The sequence below is a fragment of the Streptomyces sp. NPDC050743 genome (genome assembly GCF_044456925.1).
GTDB lineage: Bacteria > Actinomycetota > Actinomycetes > Streptomycetales > Streptomycetaceae > Streptomyces.
In genome coordinates, this window is the sequence record NZ_JBITGJ010000046.1 from 14285 (window position 1) to 34665 (window position 20381).

Consider the following 20381-nt stretch of genomic DNA (forward strand, 5'->3'; position numbering starts at 1 on the left):
GGGCATGATGTTGCTGGGCGCCTGCGCCGGCTGGTCGCTGATCACCGCGGCGGCGCATGACGGACGGCCCGAGGGCGTGCTGCTCGCGGTGCTCGCCGTGGCCGCCGGCCATGCCGTCGGCCGGGTGTCCGGGGCACTGCTGCCGGTGGCCGCTCCGTGCGCCGGCGCCGCCGCAGGACTGACCCTGGCCGTGGCCCTGCCCGGTCTCTCCGCAGGTCCCCGGTACGCCGCCCCGCTCGGTCACGCCGGTGGCACGGCCGCCCTGCTGGTGCTGGCCACGGGTGCCGCGTGCTGCGCCGCATGGGCGACGTCCGTACCGGAGCTGAGGCTGGTGCTGCGGCTGCTGGCCGTCGGGATCGTGCTGGCCGGGGGCGTGCTGGGGTCGGTGGCGGGGTGCGTGTCGAGTACGGCCGTACTGCTGTGTTCGCTCGCCGCGCGCTCGGTGTCCCGCCGGGGTCTGTGGCTGCTGGGCCTGGCGGTGGCGGCGGCGCTGGCGGCCGGGACGGCCTGGGCTGTCGCCGCCGACGAGCTGCCCCACGGACTCGCCCGGGTGCTCGAAGGCCGGCTGACCGCGCACCGGGTCGCGCTGTGGCACAACGCCCTGCGTCTGGCGGGCCGGAACCGGGGGCTCGGCGTCGGTCCGGGACGGTTCGGCGAACTGGGCGGCACGGCCCCGCAGACGCCCTCCGCCGACGTCAGGCCGCACTCGGCCCTGCTGCAGCTGACGGCGGAGCAGGGTGTCGTCGGGGCGCTCCTGTTCGTCGCCGCGTTCTGCTGGGTGCTGCACGCGCTGTGGCGCTCTCCTCGCTCCACCCCGGTCGCCCTGACCGCCGGCGCGACCCTGACGGTGCTGGCCGTGTTCGCCACGGTGAGCAACGCGCTCAGCTTCACCACGGTGACCGTGGGCGCCGGGCTGCTGGCCGGCTGGGCGACGGCGCGGCCGTGGGCGCGCGACGGCGTGGAGTCCCGGCTCTGAGCGGTGTCGTGGCCCACGCCGCCCGCGCGGCGCGCGCGGCGCGCGGCCTCAGCGGGCCGAACCAGGAGTGATGGTCCGCAGCCGGGCCCTGATGACCCGTACCGCCGACTCGGCGTTGTCCACGGTGATCGTGAAGGTGTGGCCGTCCCACAGGCGCAGCACGATCCCCTCGCCACGGCGTACGACCACGGCCGTGCCCTTCTCGGGGCGCCACCGGTAGCCCCAGCCGCCCCAGTGCCGGGGGGTGACGAGGGCGGTGAAGTCGGCTCCGGCCACGTGGGAGAGCGGGATGCGGCGGCGGGGCAGCCCCATGTGGCCGCAGCGCACCTCGACGCACTCCTTGTCGAGCTTGAGGTCGACGTGCACGAAGGCGAGCGTGCCGAAGAGGACCAGCAGACCGGCGGCGATGCAGCCCACGACGGACATCGCCAGCGGCGCGATGCCGGAGGTCCATGCCGAGTCCACGGCCAACTCGATACCGAGGGCCATACAGGCCGCGCCGACCAGCGCCAGCAGCCACTGAACCCGGTTCGTGGCACGTCCGGTCCAGACCTCGGGGTTCGGGCCGTCGTCGGTGTGGCGGTGGTCCCTCATGTTTATGAGGTTACTCAGGTTTCCCTGCGCGGGTAGGGCGTGGCAGACGGTGACTGCCCCGGGTGGGCCCGAGCGGGCCGGGCGCGGTCGTCGGTGCCCGGCCGGTCAGCGGACGGGGCTGACCGCCTGCAGGAAACGGCCTTCCGCATAGGACAGCGCCGTGTCCGGGAGTGTGGCCTCGCGGCCGCTGAGCAGCACCGTGAGGGTGGTGTCGGCGACGGCGGCGGGGGCCGGCTCCGCGCCGATCCTGCGCAGGGCCTGCGCGGCCACCGCCCCGGCGGAGCCGTGCAGGGCGAGCGGCGGACGGCCGGGCCGCTGGACGGCAGCCCGGATGCGCTCGCCGACCAGCTCGTAGTTGGTGCAGCCCAGGACGACGGTGGTCACGTCCTCGGGGGTGCGGGCGGCGGCCGAGGCGATCGCGGCGTCGATCGCGCTCTCGTCCGCGTGGTGCACCGCGTCCGCGAGACCGGGGCAGGCCACCTCGGTGACGGCGACACCGTCGGCGAACTGCTCGATCAGATTCCGCTGGTACGCGCTGCCGGTGGTGGCGGGGGTCGCCCAGATCGCGACGTGCCCGCCGCCGGCCGCGGCCGGCTTGATCGCCGGGACGGTGCCGATGATCGGCAGGTCCGGTTCGAAGCGGCCCCGCAGCACCGGCAGGGAGTGCACGGACGCGGTGTTGCAGGCGACGATCAGGACATCGGGCTCATGGGCGGCGGCGGCCTCGCACACGGCGAGGGCCCGCTCGGTGATGTCCTCCGGGGTGCGCGGCCCCCAGGGCATCCCGTCCGGGTCCCAGGAGAGGACGAGATCTGCGTCGGGCCGCAGCCGCCGTACCGCCGCGGCGGCGGGGAGCAGGCCGATTCCGGAGTCCATGAGCGCGATCTTCACCCGGCCACGATAGACGATCGGGCCTTGCGGCCCCCTCCGGTGGGGCAGACTGCGGGCGTGAGCGCCCTGTCGTGGATCACCGTCGTGTCGCTGGCCGCCTGGTGCTGGCTGCTGCTGTGCCAGGGCTTCTTCTGGCGCACGGACGTCCGGCTGCCGCCTCGCCGGGAACCGGACGCATGGCCGTCGGTCTGTGTGGTCGTACCGGCCCGTGACGAGGCCGCGGTGCTGCCCGCGAGCCTGCCGTCGCTGCTGGGGCAGGACTATCCGGGGCGGGCCGAGGTCTTCCTCGTGGACGACGGGAGCACCGACGGCACCGGGGAACTGGCCCGCGAGCTGTCCCGGCGGCACGGCGGGCTGCCGCTGACCGTGGGCTCTCCGGGTGAGCCGCCGGCGGGCTGGACGGGCAAGCTGTGGGCGGTCCGGCACGGCATCGGCCTGGCACGCGCGCGTGACCCGGAGTATCTGCTGCTGACGGACGCGGACATCGCGCACGCGCCGGACAGCCTGCGCGCGCTGGTGGCGGCGGCCCACGCCGGGGGCTTCGACGTCGTGTCGCAGATGGCGCGACTGCGGGTGGAGAGCGCGTGGGAACGGCTGGTGGTCCCGGCGTTCGTCTACTTCTTCGCGCAGCTGTATCCCTTCCGGTGGATCGGCCGGAAGGGGTCGCGTACGGCCGCGGCGGCGGGCGGCTGCGTCCTGCTGCGCGCGGCGATGGCGCAGAAGGCACGCATCCCGGACGGCATCCGCCACGCCGTCATCGACGACGTGGCGCTCGCGCGCGCGGTGAAGGGGGCCGGCGGGCACGTCTGGCTGGGACTGGCCGACCGGGTGGACAGCGTGCGGCCGTATCCGCGGCTGCACGACCTGTGGCGGATGGTCTCGCGCAGTGCCTACGCCCAGTTGCGGCACAACCCGCTGCTGCTCCTCGGGACGGTCGCCGGGCTGGCGCTGGTGTACCTGGTGCCGCCCGCCGCGGTGGTCGTGGGAGCGGTGGGCGGCACTGCGGCGACGGCGGTCGCCGGCGCGCTGGCGTGGGCGGTGATGGCGGGGACGTACGTACCGATGCTGCGCTACTACCGGCAGCCGCTGTGGCTCGCTCCGCTGCTGCCGTTCACCGCGCTGCTGTACCTCCTGATGACGGTCGACTCGGCCGTGCAGCACTACCGGGGGCGCGGGGCCGCCTGGAAGGGCCGCACGTACGCGCGCCCCGATGCCGTGCCCGACGAGGGCTGAGCCCGGTCACTTGCGGCCCGGCGTCCAGTTCATCCCCCATCCGTAGGCGCGGTCCACGGTGCGCTGCGGGCTCACTCCGCGCTCCGGCACCAGATACCGCGCCTCGCGCTGCACGAGGAGGTCGCCGCCGGTGTTGGTGATCAGGGCGAGCGCGCACACCGTGGACGGCACGGTGCACTCGTCGAGGGAGAAGTCGATCGGGGCGCCGTGCTGCGGCTGGAGGGTGACGGTGGCGTGCAGGTCGGCGAAGGAGTTCGCGCCTTCGTAGATGGTGACGAAGACGAGGATCCGCCGGAAGTCCTGCCTGTGGTCGAGGTTGACGGTGAGGTTCTCCCCGCTCGCCACGCCACCGGTGCGGTCGTCGCCGTCGAGGTGGATGTACGGCGGCCGGTGCAGCGAACCGAAGGCGTTGCCGAGGGCCTGTACGACCCCTTTGCGGCCGTCGGTGAGCTCGTACAGGGCGCACAGGTCGAGGTCGATCTCTCCTCGGCCGCCGCCCCACCGGCTGCCCCAGCCGGAAAGCTGCTTGCGCATCTGCCAGTTGAGGTTCACCCGCATCGCTCCTGAGGTGCCGCCCTGCTTGGCGAGCGAGACCGAGGGTGCCGCCTTGGTGAGGGTGACCTTGGACAGGCGGACGGGCTGGGGCGCCGGAGGCGTCGCGGGCACGGCCGGGGGCGGCATGGTCGAGGACGGCATGGTCGGGAGTGACGGTGCCGGGGCCGGTGCGGTGGGCGGGGGCGGTGTCGCCGGGCGCGGTGCGGCGGGTGGGGGCGGTGTCGCCGGGCGCGGTGCGGCGGGTGGTGCGGCGTGCTGGGGTTCGTCCACGGTGATGCCGAAGTCCGTCGCCAGGCCCTCCAGTCCGCTGCTGTAGCCCTGGCCGACGGCGCGGAACTTCCAGCCGCCCTGACGGCGGTAGAACTCACCGAGTACGAAGGCCGTCTCCATGGTCGCGCCGGGGCTGTCGAAGCGGGCGACCGCCTGGCCGCTCACGGCGTCGGTCACCTCGATGTAGAGGCCGGGGACCTGTCCGAAGGTCCCGCCGTCGGCGGAGGCGGCGAGGACGATCCGCTCGATCGCGCCCTCCACGCGCGCGAGGTCGACGGAAAGGGTGTCGGTGACGCCCGCGGCGGCCGTCCTCTTGCCCTCGTGGCGCACCGCGCCGGAGGGATGGGCGGGCTGGTTGTAGAAGACGAAGTCCTCGTCGGAGCGGACCTTGCCGGTGGCGAGCAGCAGAGCTGAGGCGTCCGCGTCGGGCACGCCGGGTCCGGGGCGCCAGCCCAGTACGACGCGCAGCGCCGTGGTCGGCACCGGCGTGTTCGCCCCTTTAAGCATGGACATGCCTGCCCCCATCCGTGTCGGCTTCCGGACACCCGCGGTCGTCCAGGTCATCCCTACCCGCACAACCTATTCGCCGGTACCGCGAACTCCCCCGACGAGCGCGGGAAGATCGCCGGTCAACTGCCGGTAACCCCGCAGGAACTCCCCCTTTACACGATTAAAGCGCGGAGCGACGTCCCTTTTTGCCAAGTTCGCTCGGATTGGGGATCCCGAGTCACTGCGGACCCGGAAAACAACCCTCTTATCGGTCTCCCCAACGAGCACATCGTGGGCTTAACTTATGTGCCATGACCTCCCCCCGCTCCACTTATGGTGGCGGCTACTACTCCGCCTCCTTCCCGGACACCCCGATCTACGACTCGCTCGTCGCCGAGCGCGGCACCCCGCAGATCGCCCCGATCCGGGTCCCCGCCGCCTACGACACGGGCAGCAACCTCCCCGCCCTGCCGCCGGCCCTGCCCGCGCTCCCGGCGGCACCCTCCCCGCAGGCTCCGGCCTACGGCTACCCGCAGGCGCCGCAGCCCGCACCGCTGCAGCAGGCGCCCACGGCGTACATCCCGCAGCAGGCCGCCGCTCCTCGGGGCTACCCCGGCCCGCAGGCCCCGCAGCCGCAGCGCCCGATGGGCATGGGCACGGGTTACGAGGCCATGCGCCCGGCCGCGCCGCGGCCCGCGCCGGCTCCCTACCAGGACCCGTACAACAACCAGCAGTACCGCGGCTACTGATCGGCACACCGTCCGCTGTCGGCGCCTGATGGCACGATGGCGGCATGGGAAACGCCGTGCTGCAGTCGATCCACGTTCATCCGGTCAAGGCATTCCGGGGTCACGCGCCCCGGGAGGCCGTGGTGGAGCCCTGGGGCCTGGCCTCAGACCGGCGCTGGACGCTGATCGACGACGGGGGAAAGGTCGTCACACAGCGCGAACAGCCGCGCCTCGCGCTGGCCGCCGCCGAGCCTCGGGCCGGCGGCGGCGTTCGTCTGTCCGCGCCCGGCCAGGCGCCCCTGACGGTGTCCGTGCCCGAGCCGGCCGGGACCGTGCCCGTGAACGTCTTCGGCACCAAGGTCGAGGCGGTGCCTGCAGCCGCTGCCGCGCACGACTGGTGCAGCTCCTATCTGCGGGCGGACGTCCGCCTGGTCCACATGGACGATCCGGCCACCCGCCGCCCCGTCGATCCCGAGTACGCCCTGCCCGGCGAGACGGTGAGCTTCGCCGACGGCTACCCCTTGCTGGTCACCACGACCGCCTCCCTCGACGCCCTGAACTCGCTGATCGCCGAGGGCGCGCACGCCGCCGAGGGCCCGCTGCCGATGAACCGCTTCCGGCCGAACGTCGTCGTCGCCGGCACCGAGGCCTGGGCCGAGGACCACTGGTCACGGATCTCCATGGGCGAGGTCGTCTTCCGCGTCGCGAAGGCGAGCGGACGCTGCGTCGTCACCACCGTCGACCAGGACACGGCCGTACGCGGCCGGGAGCCGCTGCGCACCCTGGCGCGTCACCGCAAGGTCGGATCCAGGCTGCTCTTCGGCCAGAACCTCGTGCCCCTCTCGCGCGGCACGATCAGGGTCGGAGACCCGGTGCGGGTGGTGCGCTAGCGCGCGACGGCGGTTCGGCGGCAGGGGAACCGGGGGCGGGTCCCGCTCGTTGGGAGGGCATGAGAGATTCGTGAGAAGCCGCGTGCGTGACCGTCCGCGGTGGACGTGATGTCGCTCTCTCTTGCTCCGGGTCGCGGATGCGCTCCCGCGCCGGGGGTTATGACGGAGCGTAAGGGGGTGGGGACATGGGGGCGATCCGTGGCCTGTGGCGCTGGCGGCGCAATCCGCTGCGCCGTGCGACCGACCTGGCCGAGGCATGGGTGGCGCTCGCGGCGCTGGTGCTGGTCGCCGTGGCCGCGCCCGTGGTCGGCTGCCTGGCAGGCGCCGCCGCCCAGGACTCGCTGCAGCGGTCGGTGCGCGAACAGCGGCACACACGCCACCTCGTCACGGCCACGGTGGTGCGTGACCTGGGCGAGGCCCTGCTGGAGACCGACCCCGACACCACGCCGGCGCGCGAGTCCCGCAGCCGTGTCCTCGCGGACTGGACCGCGCCCGACGGCACCCACCGGCGCGGCCCGGCCCTGGCCGACCTCAAGTCACCGCACACGGGCGACCACTTCGGACTCTGGACGGACCCGCACGGCCGAATAACGACCCGCCCGCTGGACTCCCCCACCGCCACGACGCACGCGGTGCTCGCCGGGATCGGCGCGGCCCTGCTGGTCGCGGGCCTGGTCGAAGGCGGCAGGCGGCTGGCGATGTGGCGCATGGTCCGCAGCCGGTACGCACGCTGGGACCAGGCCTGGGACCGGGCGGGCCCGGACTGGGGCAAGGCGGGCACCGGCTGCTGACGGCCTTCCGGCTCTGGTCAACCCACCGTGCACGCACACGCTACGGTGGTCCGGCCGAAGTGCTTTCGGCGACAACCCGCGGGTGAGCGAACCGCAGGGGCGCGCGCAGGTTTTCGGGAGCGCGAACGCGCACCAGCCCCAGGGGCTGAGCACGGTCGCGGTCCGGCACCGGCGGCAAGGCCCCCTGAGGGAGCGAGCCATCAGTACGACGAGGTGGGGGCACAGCAACGCCATGGCACAGGGCACGGTCCAGGTGACGCACACCGGTACGTCGCGGTGGCGGCGCCGCACAGGCGAGTACGCATCGCTCGCCGCCGCCCTGGAGGCCGCCGCCGACGGCGACGTCCTCACCATCGCCCCGGGCACCTACCGGGAAAACCTCGTCGTGCAGCGGGCGGTGACGCTCCGTGGCCCGGAGGGCTCCCCCGGTTCGGTGCGGATCGCGCCCGTGGACGGTGTGCCGATCACCGTGCGCGCCTCGGCCGTGGTGCAGGACCTGCACGTGGAGGGCCAGGACGCGGCGGCGCCCGCACTGCTGGTCGAGGAGGGCACGCCCGAGCTGATGGACGTGCGGATCGTGACCCGGTCCGCCGCGGGCATCGAGGTGCGCGGGGGTGCCCGGCCGACCGTGCGCCGCTGCACCGTCGACAACCCGGCCGGCATCGGCATCGCCGTACTCGACGGCGGCAGCGGGGTGTTCGAGGAGTGCGAGGTCGTCGCGGCCGGGCAGGCGGGCGTGGCCGTCCGCGGCGGTGCGCATCCGCGTCTGGAGCGCTGCCGTGTGCACCACGCGTCGGGCACCGGGCTGACCGCCACGGGCGAGAACTCCTCGCTGGAGGCGGTGGGTTGTGAGATCTACGAGGTCCGCGGCTCCGGCGTGCAGGTGACCCAGCGGGCGACGGCGCATCTGACCGACTGCGATGTGCACCGCACCACCGCCGACGGCGTCACCCTGGACACGGACGCGGTGCTCACGCTCGCCGACTGCCACCTCCACGACATCCCGGAGAACGCGGTCGACCTGCGCTCCCGTTCGGTGCTCACACTGACCCGGACGACAGTCCGTCAGTTCGGGCGCAACGGCCTGTCGGTGTGGGACCCGGGGACCCGGGTGGACGCCCATCAGTGCGAGATCTTCGACAGCACCGGTGACTATCCGGCGGTGTGGGTCAGCGACGGTGCCACCGCCGTCCTCGACTCCTGCCGGGTGCACGACGTGCCGGACGCCCTGTTCGTACTGGACCGCGGTTCGCGCGCGGACGTCGTGGACAGCGATCTGTCGCAGGTGCGCAACACGGCGGTGTCGGTGAGCGACGGGGCGACCGCGCAGCTCGACGACTGCCGGATCCGGGAGGCGGCGACCGGAGCGTGGTTCCGCGACCACGGCAGCGGCGGCACGCTGAACAACTGCACTCTGGACGGCACCCAGACCGGCGTGATCGTCACCAAGGGCGCCGACCCGACCATCGAGCGGTGCACGGTCGACTCCCCCGCCGAGGCCGGCTTCTATGTCTCGGCGGGTGGCCGCGGCAGCTTCCTGAACTGCCGGGTCAGCGGCAGCGGCGGTTACGGCTTCCATGTGATCGACGGCTGCCGGGCGACCCTGCGCAAGTGCCGTACGGAGCGCTGCGCGCGCGGTGGTTACGAGTTCGCCGACGCGGGCCCGGACGCCGGGTCGGGGACGGGCCCGGTCGTGGAGGACTGCACCAGCGACGAGAGCGGCGGCCTGCGGCCGCCCACGATCCGCGAGACCGCCGTACAGACGGTGTCGCACTCCCCCGGGCTGCTCGGCTCGATCCCCGGCCAGCGCAGCACGGAGCAGGAGCCGCTGGTCGCCGCCGAGCCGGCGAAGCCGGTGCGGACGTCGAAGGACGTGCTCGGGGAACTCGACGCCCTGGTGGGTCTGGAGAGCGTCAAGCGCGAGGTGCGGGCGCTGACCGACATGATCGAGGTCGGGCGGCGCCGGCAGCAGGCGGGCCTGAAGGCGGCCTCGGTGAAGCGGCATCTGGTCTTCACCGGCTCCCCCGGCACCGGCAAGACGACGGTCGCCCGTCTCTACGGCGAGATCCTCGCCTCGCTCGGCGTGCTGGAGAAGGGGCACCTGGTGGAGGTGTCCCGGGTGGACCTGGTCGGCGAGCACATCGGATCCACGGCGATCCGCACCCAGGAGGCGTTCGAGAAGGCGCGCGGCGGTGTGCTGTTCATCGACGAGGCGTACGCGCTGTCCCCGGAGGACGCCGGGCGTGACTTCGGCAAGGAGGCCATCGACACGCTGGTGAAGCTGATGGAGGACCACCGGGACGCGGTGGTGGTGATCGTCGCCGGCTACACGGCGGAGATGGAGCGCTTCCTGTCCGTCAACCCCGGTGTCGCCTCCCGTTTCTCCCGCACCATCACCTTCGGCGACTACGGCCCCGACGAGCTGCTCAGGATCGTGGAGCAGCAGGCCGACGAGCATGAGTACCGGCTGACGCCGGGCGCCTGCGAGGCGCTGCTGAAGTACTTCACGGCCATCCCGAAGGGCCCGGCGTTCGGCAACGGCCGCACCGCCCGGCAGACCTTCGAGGCCATGGTGGAGCGGCACGCGAGCCGCGTCGCCCAGCTGGCGGACCCCAGCACCGACGATCTGACCCTGCTGTTCGCGGAGGACCTTCCCGAGCTGCCCTGAGCACCCCGGCCCGCCTCACGAGCGGCGGGCCGCACGGGCCTAGCCGCTGTCGGCCCGGTGCTCCGTGGGCTGCGGCCGTGGCCCCGGCAGCTCCGGGCGCAGGCGGCCCAGCAGACGTGTGCGCTCCCGGGCGAAGACGGGGTCCGCCTGGTAGTCGGAGTGGCCGAGGATGGGCGCCGGGAGGGGATGCGCGGGCGTGCGGCCGTAGGCGAGCGGGTCCCGCAGCGGGCCCTGGTCGACCTCGGGCGTGCCGTCGTCGGGGACGCGGACAGGACCGCCGATGGGGTCGGTGCTGCGGTAGAGGTCGGCCCAGCAGGCGACGTCGCGGTGCAGGGCGGCGAGCGCGGGCGGTCCGAAGTGGGCCGGGAACCAGCGGCCGTACAGGCGTTCCAGCGGGGAGCCGTAGGTCAGCAGCGCGATCCGGCCGCGCACCGACGGCGGCAGCTGCCAGGCGGCCGCCGCGGCCAGAACGCTGCCCTGGGAGTGGCCGGACAGGACCAGACGGCCCCCGGTGCGCTCGGTCCAGGTGGCCATGCGCCACGTCAGGTCCGGCACCGCGCGCTCGGCGTAGCACGGTGGGGCGAAGGGGTGCGCGGCGCGCGGCCAGAAGGTGCCGACGTCCCACAGGATGCCGATCGTGCGCCGTGCCGAGGCGTCCTTGTACGCGCGCCTGCCCCAGGTCACGAAGAGCACGAAGCCGAGGCCGACCAGCCAGGAGCCCAGTGCCTGCGAGGTCCCGGCGACGGCCTGGACCGCGTCGTAGCTGCGGCGGGCGGCTCCGTCGGGCGTCTTGCCCGTGGCCAGCGCGCCGGCCAGCGCCACAGCGCCGAGCAGCAGGGTGGTCACGGCGAGCACGGCGATCACAAGGGGTGCCCGGTCGGTGAGCGTGGCCATGGCGCGGACGTGGGCGATGGCACGGGAACGGCCCGGGTCCTCGGGTTCGCCGGGATGCTCGTGGCGGACCCGTTCGCGTTCGGCGCGGGCCGGCCGCGCGGTGCCGAGCCCGAGCCGGGCGGCGAGGAGCAGCAGGACCGCGAGGACCGGCGGGATCGTGGACGCCTGCCAGGTCAGCAGCACCGGCGGCCCGGGGAGCGCAGCGTGGCTGCCGTCGAGCCAGTCGGCGACGCGCTGCGCGACCCCGCCGGACATCACGCCGCCCAGCGCGCAGGCGAGCAGCGCGACGGCCGGTCCGCCCAGGCCCCGCGTGCAGGCGCGCGGGCCGGGGCCGCGGCGGTGGAGGCTCCCGGCCACGACGGCGAGCGCGACGACCAGCAGCCCCTGGGCGAGCATGAGGGCGCCGAAGGCCGGGTCGCCCGGAAGCCGCCCGGTGGACCGCCAGCCGGGCCGGGCCCAGCCGGCGTAGACAACGGTGAGCAGCAGCAGGGCGAGCGCGCCGAGCGGCAGGAGGCGTACGAGGTGCCGGTCGAGCCGCTGGTCGAGGCGGTTCTCGCTGCGGCCCCGGCGGCAGGCGACGCCCACGGTCGTCGCCGCCCAGGCCGGCAGGGCCGCGGTGAGCAGCCGGCCGAGGATGTCCAGGGTGACGGATCCGCCGGGCCGGTGGTCGAAACGGACCGCCGGGTCGCGATAGCGGCGGCGACGGTCAGCAGGGCCGCTGCGGTGTGCGCGGCGCGCAGCCGGGCCACGAGCCGGCGCCCGTACCAGAAGCCGGGCCTGGTCAGCGCGCTGCCGTCGGTGTCCGGCTCGGGGTCGTGGGACATCGGCCGGTGGGACTCGTACGCGCTCCAGGTCCGGCGGGAGAGGTACCACAGCAGGACCGTCAGCCCGGCCGGCACCAGTGCGGCGAGCGCGAGCCGGCGGCCCGGCAGGCTCCACCAGGTGCCGTGCCCGCCGGGGCCCGTGGACGCCGGGGGCGCGAGGAAGGCCAGCCAGGAGTTGCGGTGGGCGCAGGACCGGACACCGGCGCACTGCCAGGCCACCAGATCCAAGGCCACCTCGCAGGCGGCGGCCACCAGCAGCACGGTCAGGGTGAGGGCGGCCAGCCGGACGAGGAGGCCGTACAGGCGGACCGTGCGGTGCCGGCCGGGCGCGGCGGGGCGCATCCAGTGGGCGAGGTTGTCCACCATGAAGGGCAGCAGCAACAGCCACAGGGCGCGGCTGCTGTCGCCGGAGGTGAGGTTGCACCAGACATACGCCTCCTGGACCGGCCCCTCCCGGGCTTCTTTCCGGCCCTCGGAGTCCGCGGCCTTCTCGGCGTCCTCGGCGCGCCGGAAGACGGCGGCCGTGTCGTCGCCCGTGACCCGGACGGTACGAGGGTCGCCGAGCATCTTCTCCGGAGTGGCCCCGCCCACCCCGTGCACCAGCAACTCCAGCTCGGCGTCCGTCCGCCGCCCGCCGCGGCGTTCCTGTGCGCGGTCCACCGTGGTGGCACCCCCGTGGCGCGCCCGAAGGACTGTGTCGATGCGGGCTCAGGATCTCCGCTCCGGGGGTGTCGTACACCTCTCGTCCCGGAATCTCCCCGATCCGGGTGACGCCGGCCGGGGCGGCCGGGGCGCACGTGGCATGCGCACATCGTGACAGGTGGTGGCGCAACCGGTGCCGACCCGTGAAAAGATGGGACGCCCGCGCTACTCCGGCCGGACGGAATCTCCTGGTCGGGGCCGGTGCGCCGGGTGTCGGACGGAGATGGCGGCGAAAGGACCGGAGCGTACGTGAGTGAGAATCAGAACCTCCTCGCGGAGCAGCGCCGCGCCCTGATCCTGGACGAGGTCCGGCGCCGGGGCGGTGTGCGGGTCAACGAACTGACCCGCAAGCTCGGCGTGTCTGACATGACCGTACGCCGTGACCTGGACGCCCTCGCCCGCCAGGGCGTGCTGGAGAAGGTGCACGGCGGCGCGGTGCCGGTGGTCGAGGCCAGCACGCACGAGCCCGGCTTCGAGGCGAAGTCGGGTCTGGAGCTGACCGCCAAGGAGGACATCGCCCGCGCCGCCGCCAAGCTGGTCACCCCGGGCACGGCGATCGCCCTGTCCGGCGGTACGACGACGTACGCGCTCGCCCAGCAGCTGCTGGAGGTGCCCGACCTGACCGTGGTGACGAACTCGGTGCGGGTCGCGGACGTCTTCCACGCGGCACAGCGCACCTCGGGCAGCCAGCGGCAGGGCGCGGCCACGGTGGTGCTGACCGGCGGTGTGCGCACCCCGTCCGACTCGCTGGTGGGACCCGTGGCCGACCAGGCGATCGCCGCCCTCCACTTCGATCTGCTGTTCCTCGGTGTGCACGGCATATCGGTGGAGGCGGGTCTGTCCACGCCGAACCTCGCCGAGGCGGAGACGAACCGGCGGCTGGTGCACTCCGCACGCCGGGTCGTGGTGGTCGCCGACCACACCAAGTGGGGCACGGTGGGCCTGAGTTCCTTCGCCGCGCTGGATCAGGTGGACACGCTGGTGACCGATGCGGGCCTGCCCGCCGAGGCACGCGCGGAGATCTCCGAGCACCTGCGGGTGATGGTGGCGGGCGAGCCCGGGGAAGACGACGCAGACATCTGAGGGACTGTCAGCTATGGTGGCCGCCCGGTCGCCCGCCCTGCGGGACTGGCACAAGGGGGTTACGTCCATGGCTCGTCGTCTGCGCCCGGTGGATCTCGACTTCGTCGGGGCCGCGCCCGTGCGTCTGGTCTTCGCGCGGGAGGTCTCCGCGTCCCCCGAGCAGGTCTTCCGCGCGCTCGCGGAGGATGTGCCCGGCTGGATGCAGTGGTTCTCGGCGGTGCGGTTCGCCTGGCCCACCGACGGCGGCGCCGGGCGTGAGATCCGGCTCAGGGGCGGGACGCGGTTCGAGGAGACGGTCCTGGTGGCGAAGGCGCCCGAGGTGTACGCCTACCGCGTCGACACCACCAACGCACCGGGCGTCCGCGCCCTGGTCGAGGAGTGGCGCCTGACTCCTCGGGGCACGGGCACCCGGGTGCAGTGGACCTTCGCCGCCGACGGGCCGGCGCCGTTGCGGTTCGTCCTCGGGCTGGCCCGGCCGGGCCTCGGGCACGCCTTCCGCGACGCGGTGACGTCCCTGGACCGGCGCCTGGCGGGCCGCTGATCAGCCGGCGCCGCGGGAGAGCTGCGATTCGGCCACGACCGCGGCCATCAGTTCCGCGTCCAGTGCGGAGACGTCGGCCAGGCGCGAGGCCGCGGACAGCGAGTTGAGCAGGGTCTTGGTGACGCGCAGTGCCGCCTGGGGGCGGCGGACGATGGGCCGCGCCCAGTCGGCGACGGCCTTGTCCAGCTCGTGAGCGGGGACGACCTTCTGCAGGATGGACAGGGACTGGGCTTCCGCCGCGGTGACGGCCCGGCCGGTGAGGACGATCTCGCGGACGCGGGCGGCGCCGACCTCGTTGATGAGACGGGGCAGGAGGCCGCCCCACGCGGTGGGCAGTCCGAGTGCGAGTTCTGGCAGCCGGAAGGTCGCGTCCTCGGATCCGACCCGCAGATCGCAGGCCAGCGCGAGGGCGAAGCCCGCCCCGATGGCCTTTCCGTGGACGCGCGCGATGGTGACGGCCGGGTTCGAGGTCAGGGCCTCGCAGACGCGCCGTGCCTTGATCCCCGACATGCGGATGCCGCCGCCCGTGGGGTCGTGGTCGAGATGCCGGGCGGACTCACCGCGGTCCCCGCCGAGGCAGAAGTCGTCGCCGCTCCCGGTGAGCACGAGCACCCGGACCGCCGGGTCCTGGTTCTGGAGGACCGCCAGGAGGTCGTCCAGCAGGGCGTCGGTGACGGTGTTGCCCTGCTCGGGGGTGTTCAGCTCGACGGTGAGGACGGGACCCTCCCGGTGGGTCCGCAGGGTGCGCCGTACGGCGCCTGCCGGGAGAGTCGTGAGGGGGAGGGCGGTCATGTCGTCACTTTCAGGGAGGTGATGCGCCGGAAGACCATCCGGTTCGCGTAGGTCGGGCTCGCGGCCGGCCGCAGGGTGGGGAATCGTTCCAGAAGGTGGGTGAGCAGGAGGCGGGCCTCCAGGCGGGCCAGGCCCGAGCCGAGGCAGTAGTGAACGCCGCCGCCGAAGGTGAGGTGGGCGCCCTTGCGGCGGATGTCGAAGAGGTGGGGGTCCGGGTTGCGGCGCGGGTCGTGGTTGGCGGCGCCGTACAGGACGTGCACGGTGGTGTCCTTGGCGATGGGGACGCCGGCCAGGACGGTGTCGTCGGCGGCGAAGCGCGAGTTGAGGTGGATCGGCGGGTCGTAGCGCAGGGCTTCCTCGATCGCGTCGTCGATGCGCTCGGGGTGCCTGCGCAGCCAGTCGGCCCGGGCGGGGGCCTGGGTGAGGAACCACACGGCGTTGGTCAGCAGGGTCGCGGTGGTCTCCAGGGAGGCGATGGTGAGGAACATCGTCAGGTCGTACAGCATCTGGTCGGCCGCCGCGCGGTCGTCGGGGTACTGGGCGTCCCAGTAGCGGATCCAGCCGCTGAGGACGTCGTCGCCGGGGTGGGCGCGCCGGTCGGCGACGAGGCCGGTGAAGAAGGCCCGCATCTCGAGGGTGGCCTGGGCCGAGACGGCCAGTTCGCTCTTGGTGGGGATCAGTTCCTGGGCGTGGACCTGCCGGTGGGTGAAGTCCAGGATGTGCGGGTAGTGCTCGGCCGGGATGGCGAGCCAGTGGCCGACGGTGTGGACGGGCAGCTGGTCGCCGACCGTGGTGACGAAGTCGGCCTCGCCGTGGACGCGCAGCTGAAGATCGAGACGGTCCAGGAGCTCGCCGACGTGGGCGGTGATCCGGGGCCGCATGGCCTCGAGGGTGCCGCGGTCGAAGAGGTTGCCCAGGGCGCGGCGACGGAGGGTGTGCTCGGGCGGGTTGAGGCGGGACAGCGTCCGTGTCATTTCCCGCGTTGCCGGATCCTGCCAGCGTGCCATGTCCGGCCGGCGTTGCTGCCAGGCGAAGTCCGGCACGAGCCAGTCCCTGCCGCGCAGGATCTGGTTGCAGGCATCGAATCCGGTCACGAAGTACCCGCCCCAGGGAGCGGGGACCACTTCGCCCAGTGCGCGCAGTTCCTCCCAGACGGGGAGGGGGTTGGCTTGTCCTTCGGCGGAACGCAGACGGCGAAGGAGGGGGATGACGGCTCGGCGGTCGGGGGTGGTACCGCGTATGACGCCAACGGCGGTCACGCGAAGCTCCTTTGTGGCTGGGCGCTACCGTTACCGCCGGAACCTACCCTTCCCCTCTCCCTCGTCATGCGCCTGACAGTGTTGCTCCCGTCACATGCCACACATTCGACGACCACATCTCGGGCATCACACCCGGAAGATGTCCAGGAAGGTGCTCCAGAAGCCCTTCTTCCTGGCCGGCTCCTGACGGGCGGCGGCGACCGGGGCGGCCGTGGGCAGCGGCTGCTCCCCCGCGGCGGGGACGGTCCGGCCCTGCAGCGCGGAGGCGATATGGGTGGCCGGCGTCGGGCTGAAGGCCACGGGCAGCGCGACCAGCGCCCGGTGGAACGGGCCCGGCCGCCACTGGAGGTCCTTCTCGGGGACGGCCAGCGTCAGGTCGGGCAGGGCGTTGAGCAGCTTCTCGATCGCGGTGACGGCGATCACCTGCGCCGGATCCTTGGCCGGGCACGCGTGCGGACCGGCTCCCCAGGCCAGGTGGGCGCCCTTGCTGTGCCTGCGGCGGGCCTCGTCGAGCGCGGGGTCGGTGTTGGCGGCGGCGAAGCTGATGACGACCGGCGTGCCCGCCTCGGCCACCACGCCCCCGAGGTCCACGTCCTGGACGGGGTAGTGGGTGGCGTAGTTGGCGATCGGCGTCTGGTTCCACAGCACGTGATCGATCGCCTCCTCGATCAGCAGCCCCGAGCCGCGTCCGCTGGTGTCGGGCGACAGCAGCAGGATCAGGGCGTTGCCGATCAGGTTGCGCTCGGGTTCCACGCCGGCGCCCATCAGCATGACCAGCTGGTCCTTGAGCTCCTCGTCGGTCAGCCCCGCGGGGTGCTGGATCAGCCACGAGGTGACGTCGTCGCCGGGCTGCCGGCGCTTGAGGGCGATCAGCTGCATGAGGCAGGCGGTGAGCTCCTCGTTGGCGCGCAGGGCGTCCTTGCCGTCGAAGATCGCCGACATGGCGCTGGTGAGGGTGTCACCGATGTCCGCCGGGCAGCCGAACAGCTTGTTGAACAGCAGCAGCGGCAGCAGTTTGGCGTAGTCGTTGAGGAGGTCGGCACGACCGCGCTCGCTGAACTGGTCGATGAGGTAGTCGGCGATGGGCTCGACGTCGCGCCGGATCCGGGTGATGTTGAGCCGGGCCAGGCTGTCCGTGACGGCCTTGCGCAGCCTGAGGTGCACGGCGCCGTCGGTGAACAGGCAGTTGGGCCGGTACGCCATCATCGGCAGCACCGGGTGGTCCAGCGGGATCCGCCCTTCGCCCAGGGCCTGCCAGCGGCGGGCGTCCCGGGCGAACAGCGTGGTGTTCTGCAGCACGCGCAGGGCCGTCTCGTGCCCGACGACGAGGGTGGCGTCGATGCCGGGGGCGAGTTCGACCGGTCCGGCCGGACCGTGCGCGCGCAACCGGTCGTAGACCTGGTGGGGGTCGGCGGCGAACGCGGCGTCGTGCATGGGGCATCTGGCGCCGGCGGGGGCTTGGGCTGACTGGCGGTCCATGGGGTTCCTTCTGCTGGCTCCGGGCCGGTGGTCCGGGGGGTGACGGTCCGGGCGGATGGGCGGGTCAGGCGGCTCGGGTGAGCAGGTGACGGACGAGCGCGATCAGCGCGTGGGCGGAGGAGTGCCGGTCGCGGGCGTCGCAGTAGACGACGGGGGTGTCCGGGAGCAGGTCGAGGGCCTCGCGTACCTCCGACTCCTCGTAGACGGTGCCCGGGTCGAAGCCGTTGACCGCGATGGCGTACTCGAGGCCGTACCGCTCGACGAGGTCGATGACCGGGAAGGTTTCCTCCAGCCGGGCCGGGTCGACCAGGAGCAGTGCGCCGAGCGCGCCGCGGGCCATGTCTTCCCACAGCTGCATGAAGCGCTGCTGTCCCGGAGTTCCGAACAGGTACAGCACGAGGTCGTCGCTGAGCGTCAGACGGCCGAAGTCCAGGGCCACGGTGGTGGTGGTCTTGTCCGCCACGCCCCTGAGGTCGTCCACGTGCAGGGACGCCTGCGTCATCTTCTCCTCGGTGCGCAGCGGGGTGATCTCCGACAGCGAGCCGATGAAGGTCGTCTTGCCCACGGCGAAATGCCCGACGACCAGGATCTTGGCAGCGTTGGTCACCGCGCTGGAGACGTAGATGGATCCAGGGGCCGTCTCAGCCGATGAGGGATTGGAGTCCATTCAGAACCTTCTCGAGGGTCGCTCTGTCAACGTTCTGAGCCCGGGGCGGCTCGGCGCGGCGCAGGAGGTGGCCCTGCTCGAATAAATCGGTCAGCAGCAGCCGGGCCACCCCCACCGGCAGTCCCACATGGCCCGCGACCTCGGCGACCGACAGGTAACCGCCAGCGCACAGCCGCCAGATCGCCATCACCTCGGGGCTGGCCCCCAGCGGAGGGGTCCGCTCGGGAGCCAGGGTGACCAGGGTGTGCAGCGCCAGGTCGTCCGCGGCCGGCAGGCTCCGGCCGCCGGTGATGACGTAGGAGCGGACGAACTGGCTGGTGACGGAGGCCTCCTCGCCGGGCGTGGTCATACCCCGGCACCGTTCTCCGAGCGCGGGGCCACACTCATCGCGTTGCTCAGGGCGGCCACCGTCTTCTGCATCCGGAAGGACATGGCCTCCATGTCCACGTCCAGCGCGGCCGAGACGGCGAGGTACGAGCCCTGGCCGGCGGCGATCAGGAAGATCCAGCCGCCGTCGTACTCCAGCAGCGTCTGCTTCCAGATTCCGTGGCCCGCTCCCACGAACCCCGCGACGGCGCGGCTCAGCGACTGCATCGAACTCATCGCGGCGGCGTTCGTCTCGGCATCGTCGCGCGCGATGTCGTCCGAGCGCTGCAGCAGCAGGCCGTCTCCCGAGACGAGGATCGCGTGCCGGGCTCCGCGTACCTCGAGCACGTCGTTCAGCACCCAGGACAGGTCGATCTTCACTGGTTGTCAGGTCCTTCCGTGGAGTTCGTGGTCCGCCCGAGCTGAGTTCCGCGCGCGAACGCCCCGAGCCGCGAGGCCGTCACCTCGCTGACCGGCTCGGGAGTCTCCTCCTGGCCGTCGGTGTCGAGGGCCGGGACCACCGTGACGGGGCCGCTGCGCCGCCGGCGTTTGGGCAGACCTCCCGAGGTCGTTCCCACCACGTGCGAGGGTCCCACGACCGGGACGGGCGCCAGCCGTTGCGGGGCGGCCTCCGGTTCCGCGGCGTCCTCGGCGTCGGCCGCCGGGGAAGGAGTGTCGGCCGAGAGGAGACTTTCGGGCACACGAATCACTGCACGCACTCCGCCGTAGGGGGACACGGAACCGACGGAGACGGCGAAGCCGTAGCGGGCGGCGAGCATGCCGCACACGGCGAAGCCGAACCGCGGCGGATCGCCGAGACCGGTGATGTCGACGGGACCGTCGACGGAGAGCAGGGCTGCCGCCCGGTCCTTGGTCTCCTGGTCCATGCCCAGTCCGGCGTCGTCCACGATGAAGCAGACACCGGTCGGCACGGTCTGGATGTTGACCTCGACCGGCGTTCCGGGCGCGCTGTAGTTCGTCGCGTTGTCCAGCAGCTCGGCCAGTACGACGGCGACCGGCTCGACCGCCTTGCCGACGAGGGAGACGCTGACCTGCGAGTGGACGCTGACCCGGTTGAAGTCCTTGATCCGGCCCTGGGCGCTGCGCGCGACGTCGTAGACGGTCGCCGCGCCGTCCCGCCGGCCCAGCCATCCGCCGCACAGCACGGAGATGCCCTTGGCGCGGCGGCCGAACTGGCTGCCGGTGTGGTCGACCGTCATCAGGTCGGCCAGGACCTCCGTGGTGTCGCCGTACTTCCTCAGCAGGCTGTCCAGGAGGACCTGCTGTTCCTCGGCGAGCGACTGGAGCGTGCCCATGGCGGACTTCAGCACCGCCTTGGTCGACGCCTCCGCGTCCGCCCGTACGTCGGCGAGGTCACGCTGATGCTGTGCGGTCAGCGTGGCGACGTGCGTGTGGAGCTGCCCGATGTCGCCGCGGGCCTGTCCCAGTCCTGCTTCCAGGTCCTTTCTCGTTCTTCGGAGCGCCATGTTGGTTCTCCGGGCCCGCATCACTGCGACGACCGCAGCGACGAGCACCACCAGCAAGATCCACAGCAGTGGATCCGTGGTCAATGACGTCATGAGACTCTCTTCAAGTCGCATCGCGCCTGAAGCGTGCGAGCGCGATGGTGCCTTTGAGACTGTCCCCCCGTACGCGTTTATGACACGCCGTCAGCCCACTGAAAAGTGG

The 20381-nt window shown here is 72.9% G+C and carries 18 protein-coding genes and 1 pseudogene; 8 read left to right on the plus strand and 11 right to left on the minus strand.

Features of this window, described 5'->3' with window-relative positions; all coding sequences use genetic code 11:
* Positions 1-4: 4 nt before the first annotated feature.
* Positions 5-976: an O-antigen ligase family protein gene (locus ACIBJF_RS32645; RefSeq protein WP_399179146.1), complete on the plus strand. Its 972-nt coding sequence runs from the start codon at positions 5-7 to the stop codon at positions 974-976.
* A 48-nt stretch (positions 977-1024) separates the two neighbouring features.
* Here ACIBJF_RS32645 and ACIBJF_RS32650 read toward each other — a convergent pair whose 3' ends face one another.
* Positions 1025-1570 carry a hypothetical protein gene (locus ACIBJF_RS32650; RefSeq protein WP_399179147.1) on the minus strand — a complete coding sequence of 182 codons (546 nt, stop codon included), beginning with the start codon at positions 1568-1570 and terminating at the stop codon, positions 1025-1027.
* 105 nt (positions 1571-1675) lie between these two features.
* Entirely contained in the window at positions 1676-2461 is a 786-nt protein-coding gene (locus tag ACIBJF_RS32655; protein WP_399179148.1) for a glutamate racemase, read from the minus strand.
* A gap of 39 nt (positions 2462-2500) precedes the next feature.
* Here ACIBJF_RS32655 and ACIBJF_RS32660 point away from each other — a divergent pair, with 39 nt between their 5' ends.
* Positions 2501-3694, plus strand: coding sequence for a glycosyltransferase (locus ACIBJF_RS32660; protein ID WP_399179217.1), 1194 nt, complete (start codon positions 2501-2503; stop codon positions 3692-3694).
* 6 nt (positions 3695-3700) lie between these two features.
* Here ACIBJF_RS32660 and ACIBJF_RS32665 read toward each other — a convergent pair whose 3' ends face one another.
* Positions 3701-5026, minus strand: coding sequence for a TerD family protein (locus ACIBJF_RS32665; protein ID WP_399179219.1), 1326 nt, complete (start codon positions 5024-5026; stop codon positions 3701-3703).
* Between the two features lie 293 nt (positions 5027-5319).
* Here ACIBJF_RS32665 and ACIBJF_RS32670 point away from each other — a divergent pair, with 293 nt between their 5' ends.
* The 4 genes from ACIBJF_RS32670 (at position 5320) to ACIBJF_RS32685 (ending at position 10085) form a co-directional block, all read left to right on the plus strand.
* Entirely contained in the window at positions 5320-5757 is a 438-nt protein-coding gene (locus ACIBJF_RS32670) for a DUF6643 family protein (protein WP_399179150.1), read from the plus strand.
* Positions 5758-5801: 44 nt separating this feature from the next.
* The gene (locus tag ACIBJF_RS32675; RefSeq protein ID WP_399179151.1) at positions 5802-6626 is read left to right on the plus strand and encodes an MOSC domain-containing protein; all 825 of its coding nucleotides are present in this window, start codon (positions 5802-5804) and stop codon (positions 6624-6626) included.
* A 185-nt stretch (positions 6627-6811) separates the two neighbouring features.
* Positions 6812-7417 carry a hypothetical protein gene (locus ACIBJF_RS32680; protein ID WP_399179153.1) on the plus strand — a complete coding sequence of 202 codons (606 nt, stop codon included), beginning with the start codon at positions 6812-6814 and terminating at the stop codon, positions 7415-7417.
* Between the two features lie 232 nt (positions 7418-7649).
* Entirely contained in the window at positions 7650-10085 is a 2436-nt protein-coding gene (locus ACIBJF_RS32685) for a right-handed parallel beta-helix repeat-containing protein (protein ID WP_399179155.1), read from the plus strand.
* 39 nt (positions 10086-10124) lie between these two features.
* Here ACIBJF_RS32685 and ACIBJF_RS32690 read toward each other — a convergent pair.
* Positions 10125-12463: pseudogene (locus tag ACIBJF_RS32690) on the minus strand (hypothetical protein).
* A gap of 291 nt (positions 12464-12754) precedes the next feature.
* On the opposite strand from ACIBJF_RS32690, the gene ACIBJF_RS32695 reads away from it, so the two are divergent.
* The gene (locus ACIBJF_RS32695) at positions 12755-13588 is read left to right on the plus strand and encodes a DeoR/GlpR family DNA-binding transcription regulator (RefSeq protein WP_399179157.1); all 834 of its coding nucleotides are present in this window, start codon (positions 12755-12757) and stop codon (positions 13586-13588) included.
* Positions 13589-13655: 67 nt separating this feature from the next.
* A complete protein-coding gene (locus tag ACIBJF_RS32700) occupies positions 13656-14129 on the plus strand; it encodes an SRPBCC family protein (RefSeq protein ID WP_399179159.1) in 474 nt (157 codons plus the stop codon).
* On the opposite strand, the gene ACIBJF_RS32705 is transcribed toward ACIBJF_RS32700, so the two are convergent.
* The 7 genes from ACIBJF_RS32705 to ACIBJF_RS32735 all read right to left on the minus strand — a co-directional run bounded on the left by ACIBJF_RS32705 (position 14130) and on the right by ACIBJF_RS32735 (position 20272).
* The gene (locus ACIBJF_RS32705; RefSeq protein WP_399179161.1) at positions 14130-14921 is read right to left on the minus strand and encodes an enoyl-CoA hydratase/isomerase family protein; all 792 of its coding nucleotides are present in this window, start codon (positions 14919-14921) and stop codon (positions 14130-14132) included. It abuts the gene before it with no gap.
* Positions 14918-16180 carry a cytochrome P450 gene (locus ACIBJF_RS32710; RefSeq protein ID WP_399179162.1) on the minus strand — a complete coding sequence of 421 codons (1263 nt, stop codon included), beginning with the start codon at positions 16178-16180 and terminating at the stop codon, positions 14918-14920. The genes ACIBJF_RS32705 and ACIBJF_RS32710 overlap by 4 nt, the downstream gene beginning before the upstream one ends.
* Positions 16181-16306: 126 nt before the next feature.
* Positions 16307-17614 carry a cytochrome P450 gene (locus tag ACIBJF_RS32715; RefSeq protein WP_399179220.1) on the minus strand — a complete coding sequence of 436 codons (1308 nt, stop codon included), beginning with the start codon at positions 17612-17614 and terminating at the stop codon, positions 16307-16309.
* A 109-nt stretch (positions 17615-17723) separates the two neighbouring features.
* Positions 17724-18326 carry a GTP-binding protein gene (locus tag ACIBJF_RS32720; RefSeq protein ID WP_399179164.1) on the minus strand — a complete coding sequence of 201 codons (603 nt, stop codon included), beginning with the start codon at positions 18324-18326 and terminating at the stop codon, positions 17724-17726.
* A complete protein-coding gene (locus ACIBJF_RS32725) occupies positions 18301-18675 on the minus strand; it encodes a DUF742 domain-containing protein (RefSeq protein WP_399179165.1) in 375 nt (124 codons plus the stop codon). Before ACIBJF_RS32725 ends, ACIBJF_RS32720 begins: the two co-directional genes overlap by 26 nt.
* The gene (locus ACIBJF_RS32730; protein ID WP_399179167.1) at positions 18672-19073 is read right to left on the minus strand and encodes a roadblock/LC7 domain-containing protein; all 402 of its coding nucleotides are present in this window, start codon (positions 19071-19073) and stop codon (positions 18672-18674) included. The genes ACIBJF_RS32725 and ACIBJF_RS32730 overlap by 4 nt, the downstream gene beginning before the upstream one ends.
* Positions 19070-20272, minus strand: coding sequence for an ATP-binding protein (locus ACIBJF_RS32735; protein ID WP_399179169.1), 1203 nt, complete (start codon positions 20270-20272; stop codon positions 19070-19072). Before ACIBJF_RS32735 ends, ACIBJF_RS32730 begins: the two co-directional genes overlap by 4 nt.
* Positions 20273-20381 lie beyond the last annotated feature (109 nt).